11 protein-coding genes are annotated in these 11,506 nt (G+C 65.2%); all 11 read right to left on the reverse strand.

From position 1 onward, the window contains the following. Positions 1–62 precede the first annotated feature (62 nt). On the reverse strand, positions 63–557 hold the full coding sequence (locus ACIGJB_RS27790) for a chemotaxis protein CheW (protein WP_483733170.1): 495 nt from the start codon (positions 555–557) through the stop codon (positions 63–65). Between the two features lie 28 nt (positions 558–585). Continuing rightward, complete coding sequence (gene cheA / locus ACIGJB_RS27795; RefSeq protein WP_483733171.1) at positions 586–2,610, reverse strand: chemotaxis protein CheA; 2,025 nt, start codon at positions 2,608–2,610, stop codon at positions 586–588. A gap of 61 nt (positions 2,611–2,671) precedes the next feature. Continuing rightward, entirely contained in the window at positions 2,672–3,631 is a 960-nt protein-coding gene (motB, locus tag ACIGJB_RS27800; RefSeq protein WP_483733172.1) for a flagellar motor protein MotB, read from the reverse strand. A gap of 18 nt (positions 3,632–3,649) precedes the next feature. Beyond that, positions 3,650–4,513 (reverse strand): flagellar motor stator protein MotA, encoded by an 864-nt coding sequence (gene motA, locus ACIGJB_RS27805; protein ID WP_011301714.1) that lies wholly within the window; start codon positions 4,511–4,513, stop codon positions 3,650–3,652. A 121-nt stretch (positions 4,514–4,634) separates the two neighbouring features. After that, positions 4,635–5,243, reverse strand: coding sequence for a flagellar transcriptional regulator FlhC (gene flhC, locus ACIGJB_RS27810; protein ID WP_483733173.1), 609 nt, complete (start codon positions 5,241–5,243; stop codon positions 4,635–4,637). Beyond that, positions 5,240–5,557, reverse strand: a complete 318-nt coding sequence (gene flhD, locus ACIGJB_RS27815) for a flagellar transcriptional regulator FlhD (RefSeq protein WP_211950543.1) — start codon at positions 5,555–5,557, stop codon at positions 5,240–5,242. The genes flhC and flhD overlap by 4 nt, the downstream gene beginning before the upstream one ends. Before the next feature lie 370 nt (positions 5,558–5,927). Next, positions 5,928–6,695 carry a DUF4088 family protein gene (locus ACIGJB_RS27820; RefSeq protein WP_483733174.1) on the reverse strand — a complete coding sequence of 256 codons (768 nt, stop codon included), beginning with the start codon at positions 6,693–6,695 and terminating at the stop codon, positions 5,928–5,930. 57 nt (positions 6,696–6,752) lie between these two features. Beyond that, positions 6,753–8,582, reverse strand: coding sequence for a methyl-accepting chemotaxis protein (locus ACIGJB_RS27825; RefSeq protein ID WP_483733175.1), 1,830 nt, complete (start codon positions 8,580–8,582; stop codon positions 6,753–6,755). 49 nt (positions 8,583–8,631) lie between these two features. Next, positions 8,632–10,278: a methyl-accepting chemotaxis protein gene (locus ACIGJB_RS27830; protein ID WP_483733176.1), complete on the reverse strand. Its 1,647-nt coding sequence runs from the start codon at positions 10,276–10,278 to the stop codon at positions 8,632–8,634. A gap of 154 nt (positions 10,279–10,432) precedes the next feature. Further along, positions 10,433–10,909 (reverse strand): chemotaxis protein CheW, encoded by a 477-nt coding sequence (locus ACIGJB_RS27835; protein ID WP_483733177.1) that lies wholly within the window; start codon positions 10,907–10,909, stop codon positions 10,433–10,435. Positions 10,910–11,076: 167 nt separating this feature from the next. Continuing rightward, positions 11,077–11,445 (reverse strand): response regulator, encoded by a 369-nt coding sequence (locus tag ACIGJB_RS27840; RefSeq protein WP_483733178.1) that lies wholly within the window; start codon positions 11,443–11,445, stop codon positions 11,077–11,079. Positions 11,446–11,506 lie beyond the last annotated feature (61 nt).

Consider the following 11,506-nt stretch of genomic DNA (forward strand, 5'->3'; position numbering starts at 1 on the left):
GGGTTCGCGTGGCAAGGCTTGGTAACGCTGGGGGCTGCGGATGGTTGCGCCAGAGGCGCCGCTTACGCAGCCTCGGCTTCGATCAGTTCCATATCCGGGCTGGTGATCAGGCGCTCGATGTCGATCAGCACCAGCATGCGGCCCTCGACCGTGGCCAGGCCCGTCAGGTGCTCGGTGGACACCGACACGCCGAACTCCGGGGCCGGCTTGATGGCGTCGCCGGTCAGCGTCAGCACGTCGGACACGCCATCGACGACGATGCCCACCACGCGGCCCGCCACGTTCAGGATGATCACCACGGTCTGGTGGTCGTAGCGCACGTTGCCCAGGCGGAACTTCAGCCGCAGGTCGACGATGGGCACGATCACGCCGCGCAGGTTGGTCACGCCCTTCATGAAGTCCGGTGCGCTGGCAATGCGCGTCACGGTTTCATAGCTGCGGATCTCCTGCACCTTGAGGATGTCGATCCCGTACTCTTCCGTCCCCAGCGTGAACACCAGGAACTCCTGGCCAGAAGCCTCGCTTCCGGGGGTATCGATCTGTCCGATGCCGGCCATGATGTCTAGTTCTCCTTTGATTGGACGATTACTGGGCCAGCGCGGGTTCCTGCCGGCGCACGCCGGTGCGCTGCAGCGCCCCGACATCGACGATCAGCGCCACGCTGCCGTCGCCCAGGATGGTGGCGGCGGAAATGCACGGCACCTTGCGGTAGTTCGTTTCCAGGTTTTTCAGCACGACCTGGTGCTGGCCGATGAGCTGGTCCACCAGCAGGGCGAAGCGCTTGCCTTCGGCTTGCAGGATCACGGCGATCCCTTGCGTCGGCTCTTGCAGCGCGTCGGCCACGTTGAAGACGCGGTGCATCTCCAGCAGCGGCAGGTACTCGCCACGCACATGCATGACGCGGTCAGAGTTGGCCGCGGTATGGATGTCCTCGGACTTCGGCTGCAGCGATTCCATCACGCAATTCAGCGGCAGGATGAAGGTTTCCTCGCCGACCCTGACCGACATGCCGTCAAGGATCGCCAGCGTCAGCGGCAGCACGATGCGGATGGTGGTGCCCAGGCCCGGACGGCAGCTGATTTCCACGTGGCCGCCCATCTCCTGGATGTTGCGCTTGACCACGTCCATCCCCACGCCGCGGCCCGACACGTCGGTCACCACTTCGGCCGTCGAGAAGCCCGGCGCGAAGATCAGTTGCCAGACTTCCTCGTCGCTGATGTTCTCGGACACGGGCAGGCCGTTCTGGATCGCCTTGGCCAGGATGCGTTCGCGGTTCAGGCCACCGCCGTCGTCACTGACCTCGATCACGATGTTGCCGCCATGATGCTGCGCGGACAGGATGAGTTGGCCGGTAGGGTCCTTGCCCGCGGCCACGCGCTTGTCCGGTGTCTCGATGCCATGGTCCAGGCTGTTGCGCACCAGGTGGGTCAGCGGGTCGATGATGCGTTCGATCAGGCTCTTGTCGAGCTCGGTCGCCTTGCCGAACGTGACCAAGTCGATCTGCTTGCCGAGCTTGCCAGCCAGGTCGCGCACCAGGCGCGGGAAACGCGAGAACACATAGTCCATCGGCATCATGCGGATGGACATCACCGACTCCTGCAGGTCGCGCGCATTGCGCTCAAGCTGGCCCATGCCGGAGAACAGGCGGTCGAACAGCACCGGGTCGAGCGAGGACGCCGTCTGCGCCAGCATCGACTGGGTAATGACCAGTTCGCCCACCAGGTTGATGATCTGGTCGACCTTTTCGGTCGGCACGCGGATCGAACCGGATTCCTGGCTGTGCGCAGCGGCGGCCGCCGGCCTGGCCTTTTCCTTGGCCGCCGGTGCAGCCGGCGCGGCGGCTGCCGGTGCCGAAACGGGTGTGGGTGCGGGTGCGGCGGCAGGCGCTGCGACGGGCTCCGCGGCCGGGGCGGCCGTGGCGGAAGCTCCGGCGACCTCGACCACGATCTGGTCGGTATCGATCACGAAGCAACAGACCGCGATGATGTCGTCGGCGTCGCACTGGCTGTTCAGCCAGATCACCAGTTCGCCGTTTTCTTCCTGCTGGCCGGTGATCTCGCCCAGGTTGGCAAGCTCTTCGCGCAGCAGGGCCTGATCGGAGGCGGACACCTTGATCAGCCGGACCTTCAGGCCACCGCCAACGGCCGCGGCGGCGGGGGCTGCGGCTGCAGCGGGCGCCGGCGCGGCTGCCGGCGCAGGTGCGGCCGTGCCGTTCGCCTCCTGGGCCAGCTGCTGCAGCACGGCGCAAATGCGCGCCAGCGTTTGCGGATCGGGTTCGGTGCCGTTTCGGTAGGCGTTGAGCTGATCTTGCAACACGTCCTTGGTTTCCAGAAAGGTGTCGATGATGGTCCTGGACAACGCCAGTTCCTGGCGGCGCGTACGGTCCAGCAGGTTCTCGAAGATATGCGTGGTTTCGGTCAGTGCCGCGAACCCGAAGGTCGCCGCGCCGCCCTTGATGGAGTGCGCGGCACGGAAGATCGCGTTGAGGTCTTCCGGGTCGGGCGACTCGATGTCCAGGCCAAGCAGCAGCTGCTCCATTTCAACGAGCAGCTCTTCCGCTTCTTCAAAGAAGGTCTGGTAAAACTGTGTGATATCGATATCGACAGACATTGGCGTCCTGACTCACTAAGTTACTGCGCTAAGCGCTGCCGCCGTGCATGGCGGCAACGCATCATTCCGTCTTTGCCTTGGGCGCCGCCGGGGCGGACGCGGCCAGCCCTTGCTGCATCGCGCCGGCCGCCTTGCCGGCCTGGGCCTGCACCGTGACCTCCGCCGCGCTGGCGTTCTCCGCCTCGAACCTGGCCTGGGCCTTGTGGTTCAGCACCACGATGCTGATGCGCCGGTTCACCGGGGCGAGCAGGTCGCCCTTGTCCAGCGGCATGGTGGCCGCCAGTCCCAGCACGCGCAGCACTTTGCCTTCCTGCATGCCACCGGCGATCAGCTCGCGCCGCGAGGCATTGGCGCGGTCGCTGGACAGTTCCCAGTTGCTGTACGTGCGCTCGCCGTTGGAATAATTGGCGGCATCCGTGTGGCCGGACAGGCTGACCTTGTTGGGCAGTTCGTTGAGGACCGGGCCGATCTCGCGCAGGATCGCGCGCATATACGGCTCCACCTCCGCGCGGCCGGTCCGGAACATCGGGCGGTTCTGCGTATCGAGGATCTGGATGCGCAGGCCTTCGCTGGTGATGTCGAGCAGCAGCTGCGGGCGGAATTGCCTGAGCATCGGGTTGTTCTCGATGATCTCTTCGAGCCGGCTCTTGAGCGCTCGCAGGCGCTGCGCTTCCTGGTATTCGTTGCGGCGCTGTTCCGCGGACGGGTCATTGTCATGCGCACGCGCGACTTCGCCGTCCTTGCGCATCACGTCCAGGCCGCCGCCGGGAATCACGCTGGGCGACTGGCTGCTTTTTTCGCCGCCGACAATGGCGACTTTCAGCGGCATGCGGAAATACTCGGCAACGCCTTCGAGGGTTTTCTTGTTGGCGCTGGACAGCAGCCACAGCACCAGGAAGAGCGCCATCATCGCCGTCATGAAGTCGGCGTAGGCAATCTTCCAGCTGTGGTTGCCATGTGGCTTGGCGTGCGACTTCGCCCTGCGGACGATGATCGGACGCATATCGTTTGCGCTGCTCATGACGGTGTCTCGGCAGGATCAGCTCAGGCTCTTGACTTCGCGGACGTGGTCGTCCAGCTCGAGGAACGACGGCCGCACCGTGGAGTACAGCACCTTGCGTCCGAACTCCACGGCCACCAGCGGTGCGTAGCCATTGAGCGAAGCCAGCAGGACGACCTTGATGCACTCGTAGACCTTGACGTTCTCCGACACCTGCAGCTCGATGCGCGCCGCCAGCGGCGAAACAAAGCCGTAGGCCAGCAGGATGCCCAGGAACGTACCGACCATGGCGTGGGCGATCAGCGCGCCGAGCTCGGCCGGCGGCAGGTCGGCCGAAGCCAGCGCATGCACCACGCCCATCACTGCGGCCACGATGCCGAACGCGGGCAGCGCATCGCCGACGCGCGACAGCGCATGCGCGGGAATCTCGGCCTCGTGGCGGAAGGTTTCGATCTCGTGGTCCATCAGGGCCTCGATCTCGAACGCATTCATGTTGCCGTTGACCATCATGCGCAGGTAGTCGGTCAGGAACTCCATCACGACGGGGTCGGACAGGATGCGCGGATACTGGCTGAACACGCTGCTCGCAGCCGGGTCGGCAATTTCCTTCTCGAGGAACAGGATGCCTTCGCGGCGTGCCTTGGACAGCAGCACGTACAGCAGCGACATGACGTCCAGGTACAGTTCCTTCTTGTACTTGGAGCTCTTGAACAGGCCCGGCAGCGCCTTGAGCGTCGCCTTGAGGGCCTTGGTGGTATTGGTGGCGATGAAGGCACCGGCGGCAGCGCCACCGATGATCACAAGCTCCGCCGGTTGATATAGCGCGCCCATGTGGCCGCCGGTCATGGCATAACCGCCAAGCACCGCCGCTACCACGACGATATAGCCAAGAACTACTAGCACGATCGGATCCCCGTCAAAAAAGCGCGTCTATCACGCACGATTGCCCGTTGCACAGGGCGGACTGGGACATCCGGTCCGCCAGTGCTGCGCAGCTTGCCAGCCTGGCGGACCTCAACCAGGATCAGGCTTCGGTCTGCAAGGCGGCGGCGTTCTTCGAGGGCTGCTTCTTCACCTTCCCGGCACGCGATGGCGGACGGCACAGGCTGCACACGAAGTTCGCGTGCGGCTCATAGGCGTGCGTGACGAACTTTCCGCCGCAACACGTGCAACCGGAAAGCTGCAGCATATTGCTCTCGAAGAACCGTACTAACGTCCAGGCACGGGTGAAACTTAAGACAATTTCGCCGCCGAGCAGCGAAACATGCTCGAGATACAGACGGTATGCAGCCACCACCGCACGGATACCCACGGTCTCGCCTTCCTGCACCATGAACTGGTACGCGGAGAAGAACACCGACGAGTGGATATTCGGCAGCCAGGTGGTGAACCAGTCCGTCGAGAACGGGAGCATGCCCTTGGGCGGTGAAACGCCCCGCAGCTCCTTGTAGAGGCGGATCAGCCGGTCGCGCGAGAGCGTGGTCTCGGCCTCGAGCACCTGCAGGCGCGCACCCAGGCCGATCAGTTCGATGGCGAGCTGGGTCTGGTTGGCATCCTGGAGTACGCTCTTGCGGCTGGGAACCGACGCGGAGGCAATGCTGCGCGTGGAAGGCGCCTGCAGGAGCGCGGTCAATTGAGCGACTCCACAGGCTGACGGGCAAGCAGGATTGCAGCGTGCATCTGCTGCATATCGTGGCTCTTGGCCGTATGGGTGAGGGTGGACAGAAGCGCGTGGTCGTCAAAGCGGAACCTGCACAGCACCATGTTCGATGCCGCGAGCTTCACGAGTTGCGCCGACGTCAGCTTGGCGAGGATGTCAGCAATTTCCTTGCTGACACCAAGCCTGAACATGGCTTCTACCTGGTTTTCTCGCACCAAGCGTTGTGCGAGCAGCAGATAGGCGAGGTTAACCTCCCTGATCTCCTGGAGAACTTCACTGCTTTCCAATTTTTCCCCGCTACCAAAAACCCGCCTTGCGCTTGTCCGGCGCTTACCGGCGGCCCCAGTAGAGGGCTGTCGGCGACCAGATCGTTTACATGCGTCTCAGACGGGTACTACGTACGACAATAGGAACTTCAGCCCGGCTTCCCTTACTCTCCGCACTGAATCGTTACAAGTGTTACAGAGTGTAAGTGAAACTGTCACGTTTATATCGGCATTCTGCCCGCCATGCCAATCCCTACTTACGCAGGGGGAACCCTAATGTCGCACGAAAGATACATGGCTGACCAAATTTTGTAACAAAACCGGCCTGAAACGTTTGATGTAACGCAAAGCTGCAACGACTAAGTCATTGCATCCGCTGATTCGGCGGCGTTTACCGGGATTCCACTATTGACGAACCCGAATGTGACGAACTGAACAGTCGCCGCAACCACGCGGCCAGCCGGGCGAACACATCATCGGGCGCTTCCTGGAACAGATGCGGCCGCGCCCGCGCGGCCTGTTCGAGTACGCGGTTGGCTTCTTCGGCCTGGACCGATCCGTACTGCAGCGCCAGCGTCAGCGTGGCCCGCAATTCTCCGACTCGCGAACGCCCCAGGGTCTCGTTTTCCTCGGTCTGCAACGCATACATCAGGTCATAGGCGCGCTGCCGCAGGCTTTCCGCCAGCACCCATGCCGGCGCACGCATGCGCTCCTCCAGCACCCGGACATCCTCTGCCGAAGCAGCAACCTGGGAGGCAAGCGCTTCGGTGAACGCGGCATCGGCGCCGCACTCGGCCAGCACCTGGGCCGCCCACTCGCGCGCATGCTCGAAGCGCTGTTGCGGCGTCCAGTCCGACTGCACGGCCAGGCCAAAGCCGAATCGCCGCGCATCGCGCATCAGCGACGAGAGGGCATTGGGCAACTGCTTGTCGAACACCTTGCGCGCCCAGCCATATTCGCCGCTGGCCAGCAGCCGCATGACCGCGCGTTCCGTCAGCGGACCGTCGTGCTGGAGCAGCCGGGCCCGCAGGAAGTCATTGAACTCAGGCGGCAGGAAGTCCTTGTCGAAGTTCGTCGACAGGGCGACGAAATCGACGAACTCGCGGCGCAGCCTGGCCACGTCATCTGGCGACAAGGCCAGGGTGATATTGGTATTCATGGCATCGAAGGCAAAGGCGGCCGGCAACCCGTTGCAACGTTTGCCGGCCGCCGGGGCTCAGAACGCGCTCCAGTCCCCGTTGTCCGCCGTGGCGGGCACGGCCGCCCGCGGGGCCGCGCGGACGGTCGTGGCCGGCTGGGTCACCGGTTCACTGGCGGCATCGGCTGCCGCGGATACCGCCGGAGCAACGTCCTGCGCCGCCTTGCCGGCCCGCGCGGTCTTGCGCGCGGCTTGCGGCCTGGCCTTGCCGGACGGCCGCACGGCGGTCCGGACCGAAGCGGCCGGCTCGAAGCGGGCCGGCGCAGGCGTGCCATCCGCACCCAGGCGGAATGTGCCAACTGCCGTCTGCAGGCGACCCGCCTGGTCCTGGAGCGAACCAGCGGCGGCCGCCGCCTGTTCCACCAGCGCCGCGTTCTGCTGCGTCACCTCGTCCATCTGCGCCACGGCCTGGTTCACCTGCTCGATGCCCGAACTCTGTTCGGCCGACGCCGCGCTGATCTCGCCCATGATGTCGGTCACACGCTTCACCGCCTGCACGATCTCGTTCATCGTCGTGCCCGCCTGGCCCACCAGCGCCGTGCCGTTGTCCACGCGCGCCACGGTGTCGCCGATCAGGCCCTTGATTTCCTTCGCCGCGTTCGCGCTGCGCTGCGCCAGGCTGCGCACCTCGCCCGCCACCACCGCGAAGCCGCGGCCCTGCTCGCCGGCACGCGCCGCTTCCACGGCCGCATTCAGCGCCAGGATGTTGGTCTGGAACGCAATGCCTTCGATCACGCCGATGATGTCGACGATCTTGCGCGACGCATCGTTGATCTCTTCCATCGTGTTGACCACGCGACCGACCACTTCGCCGCCGCGCACCGCGGTTTCCGACGCGTTCGCCGCCAGCCCGCTCGCCTGCCGCGCGTTGTCCGCGTTCTGGCGCACCGTGCTGGTCAGCTCCTCCATGCTCGATGCCGTTTCTTCCAACGACGCGGCCTGCTGCTCCGTGCGCTGCGACAGGTCGTTGTTGCCCGCGGCGATTTCGCGCGAGGCCGTGCCGATGGATTCCGCCGATTCCTTGAAGTCGCGCACCATGCCCGAGAGCTGCTGCTGCATCTGCTTCATCGCGTGGACCAGGCTGTCGCGGTCGCCAGCGCGCGTCGTCACCTCGGCCGAGAAATCCCCTTCGGCAATGCGCGAGGCAATGGCCACGGCATAGGCGGGCTCGCCGCCGAGCTGGCGCGACAGCGCGCGCGCCAGCAATGCGCCGAGCAGCACGGACAGCGCCAGTCCACCAAGCACCAGCCCGAGCATCCACAGGCGGGTGCCGGTGTACACGCTGCGCGCTTCCTCCATGTTGTTGCGCGCGCGGTCATCGCGACGCTTGACCATCTTCGCCATGACCTCTTCGAGCGCGTGGCTGTCCTTGAGCAGGTCGGCGCTTTCGCTGAAGACGGTGCTTTCGAACTGCGAGGTATCGAGCGGCTGCTTGCTGACCAGCTCCGTATATTTGCCCATGCGTTCGCGGAACGCCGGCGTGAGGGTCCGGTACTGCTTGACCAGCGCCTGGCCCTCCGGTTGCTCGAACGTGTCGGCCACCTGCTTGATGCGCTCCTCCATGGTCGCGAGCGACTTGGCGATCTGCTCTTTCTCGATGCTGCGCTCGCCCATGGTCGACGCCGACAGCAGCGCGATCTGCGCGCGGCTGGCATAGACCAGGTTGATATTGGCATCCTGCACGGCTTTCAGCGCCTGTAAGTCGTTGTTGTAGATCTTGCCCGTCCAGTCGGCCATGCGCCCCATGTTGACGACGCCCAGCAGCCCCATGAAAGCGCCGATCACGGCGACCACCAGGAACCCGCCAACCAGCCTGGTCGTGACCCGCAGTTGATTGAACCAATGCATAGAAACTCCCCCCTTAAACGAATGATCTTGTACGCCCCGGGCTCCAGTCTCAGGTCTGCGCCAGGGACATTGGCTGCGCCATGTCGGCGCGGCGCGGCCGTTGCGGACGCACCTCTGCCTGCATGCTGACGCGGAATGTCGCCACCGCGTCGCGCAGGCGCCCGGCCTGCTCTTCGAGCGCACCTGCCGCGGCCGCTGCCTGTTCCACCAGTGCCGCGTTCTGCTGCGTCACCTCGTCCATCTGCGCCACGGCCTGGTTCACCTGCTCGATGCCCGAACTCTGTTCGGCCGACGCCGCGCTGATCTCGCCCATGATGTCGGTCACGCGCTTCACCGCCTGCACGATCTCGTTCATCGTCGTGCCCGCCCGGCCCACCAGCGCCGTGCCGTTGTCCACGCGCGCCACGGTGTCGCCGATCAGGCCCTTGATTTCCTTCGCCGCGTTCGCGCTGCGCTGCGCCAGGCTGCGCACCTCGCCCGCCACCACCGCGAAGCCGCGGCCCTGCTCGCCGGCCCGCGCCGCTTCCACGGCCGCATTCAGCGCCAGGATGTTGGTCTGGAACGCAATGCCTTCGATCACGCCGATGATGTCGACGATCTTGCGCGACGCATCGTTGATCTCTTCCATCGTGTTGACCACGCGACCGACCACCTCCCCGCCGCGCACCGCGGTTTCCGACGCGTTCGCCGCCAGCCCGCTCGCCTGCCGCGCGTTGTCCGCGTTCTGGCGCACCGTGCTGGTCAGCTCCTCCATGCTCGATGCCGTTTCTTCCAACGACGCGGCCTGCTGCTCCGTGCGCTGCGACAGGTCGTTATTGCCCGCGGCCACCTGGCGTGTTGCCGACGAAATGCTGGCCATCCCTTCCTGGATCTCATGCACGACAGACAGCAGGCTGCGCTGCATGGTCTGCATGGCCTGCGCAAGCGCGCCCACTTCATCGCGCGCGCGGTGTTCGAAGCTGGTGGTGAGATCGCCCGCGCCCATGCGCAGCGCAAAGTCGAGCATCTGGCTCACCGGACGATGCACGCGCGACAGCAGCATCGTGCCGGTGACAAAGGCGGTGGCCACGGCCAGCGCAAAGCCGCCCCACAACCACGGGCGCACGGCGCCGATGGCGGCACCGCCAAAGGCTTCGGCGCCCAGCAGCGCGGCCAGGAACCACACCAGCCCGCCGGCTTGCGACCACAGGATGCGCCGGCGCAGGTTCAGGCGCGTGGCGCGACCGAAGACGCCGGCCAGGCCGGTGCGTACCACCTCGCCTTCCCGAATGGCCAGGCCATTCGCGCGCCCCTCGCGAAAGCGCGCATAGGCAGCGCTGGCGGCTTCGATCTGCTCGCGCGTCGCCATCGAACGCACCGAGGTGTAGCCTGCCAGCCGGCCATCGACATGGGTCGGCGTGACCGTAGCGCTGACCCAGTAGTAGTCGCCATTCTTGCGGCGGTTCTTGACCACGCCCACCCACGAACGGCCGGCCTGGATGTTCTGCCACAGGTCGGCGAACGCTTCCGGGGGCATATCGGGATGTCGCACGAGGTTGTGCGCCGCGCCCAGCAGTTCCTGCGCGCTGAAGCCGCTGGCCTCGATGAACGTGCGGTTGGCAAAGGTGATGCGGCCCTTCAGGTCCGTGCGCGAAATCAGGTAGTCGTCAGGAGAAAGCGCGTATTCGTTTTGCGTGACGGGTTGGTTGTTTCGCATGTATGACATTAACGGCTGGCTTCGGGACTGCGGCTACGACGGCGGCACAACTCAAAGCGGTTTGGGGGCGACGGCACGTGGTACGTGCCGGTGATACTGGCCGGGCCAGGCGGGATTGGATCCCGTGGCCGGGCAACCGGGGCCTTTGGCGGGCTCAGGACAGCACTTCGAGCGCGGCGAGCTCGTCGGTGTTGAGGAGCTTTTCGATGTTCACCAGGATCAGCATGCGCGAGTCGACCGAGCCGAGGCCGCGGATATAGTCGGTGGCAAGCTCGCTGGTGAAATGCGGCGTGGCCCGGATCTGGTCGGGCGCCAGCGTCAGCACATCCGACACGCCATCGACGACGATGCCGGTGGTGCGGTCGCTCAGGTCGACGATGATCACGACGGTGTACTGGTCGTAGCTGACCTTTTCCTGGCGGAACTTGATGCGCAGGTCGATGATCGGGACGATCTTGCCGCGCAGGTTGATCACGCCCTTGATGTAGTCCGGCGCATTGGCAATCTGCGTCACGGACTCGTAGCCGCGGATCTCCTGGACCTTCAGGATGTCAACGCCGTATTCCTCTCGGCCGAGCGTGAAGGTCAGGAATTCCTCGCCGGCGCCTTCCACCTTGTCGATATGCTTCATGGTTGCTTGCCCCCCGGTTGGCTGCTGTGACTCGTGCCCGCCGACAGCATGCAGGCGGCAGCGGCACGGGGACTTTCACTTTGTCCCCCGTTATTTACGGCAGCGCGGCGAGTGTCTGAAGGGCGACTCGCGACAAACCACCCCCTTCGTTAGAGGGGGATGGCCATTCAGCCAGCCAATGCGGCCACGGCGGCCATCAGCTGATCGGGATCGAACGGCTTGGGCAAGAAGCCCGAAGCCCCCGCCTCGCGCGCCTGTTCGCGGATACGCTCGTCGGCTTCCGTGGTCAGCATCAGGATGGGAATGCCCGCATAGCGTTCGGTGGCGCGCAGGTGGCGGATCAGCGTCAATCCGTCCATGCCCGGCATGACCTGGTCGGTCAGCAGCATGTCGAAGCCGGTCTCCATGGCCAGTGCGCGCGCCTGGTCGCCGTCGGCGGCCTCGGTCACCGCATAGCCGCCGGCCCGCAGGCACGCGGCAATCATGCGGCGCAGGGACGGCGAATCATCGACGACGAGGATGCTGGGGACGGACATGGGAGGCATTGGTGCTCCGAAAGCGCATGGCGGCTGGATCCGACCAGGGGCATGGCGCTGC

This window comes from Cupriavidus sp. C2SS-8b (assembly GCF_057073745.1).

What these genes read in the sequence shown, in the direction of transcription:
- ACIGJB_RS27790 (WP_483733170.1), bottom strand. Translation starts at nt 557, where the DNA reads ATGGCCGGCATCGGACAGATCGATACCCCCGGAAGCGAGGCTTCTGGC.
- ACIGJB_RS27830 (WP_483733176.1), bottom strand. Translation starts at nt 10,278, where the DNA reads ATGCGAAACAACCAACCCGTCACGCAAAACGAATACGCGCTTTCTCCT.
- ACIGJB_RS27835 (WP_483733177.1), bottom strand. Translation starts at nt 10,909, where the DNA reads ATGAAGCATATCGACAAGGTGGAAGGCGCCGGCGAGGAATTCCTGACC.
- ACIGJB_RS27820 (WP_483733174.1), bottom strand. Translation starts at nt 6,695, where the DNA reads ATGAATACCAATATCACCCTGGCCTTGTCGCCAGATGACGTGGCCAGG.
- cheA (WP_483733171.1), bottom strand. Translation starts at nt 2,610, where the DNA reads ATGTCTGTCGATATCGATATCACACAGTTTTACCAGACCTTCTTTGAA.
- motB (WP_483733172.1), bottom strand. Translation starts at nt 3,631, where the DNA reads ATGAGCAGCGCAAACGATATGCGTCCGATCATCGTCCGCAGGGCGAAG.
- ACIGJB_RS27825 (WP_483733175.1), bottom strand. Translation starts at nt 8,582, where the DNA reads ATGCATTGGTTCAATCAACTGCGGGTCACGACCAGGCTGGTTGGCGGG.
- ACIGJB_RS27840 (WP_483733178.1), bottom strand. Translation starts at nt 11,445, where the DNA reads ATGTCCGTCCCCAGCATCCTCGTCGTCGATGATTCGCCGTCCCTGCGC.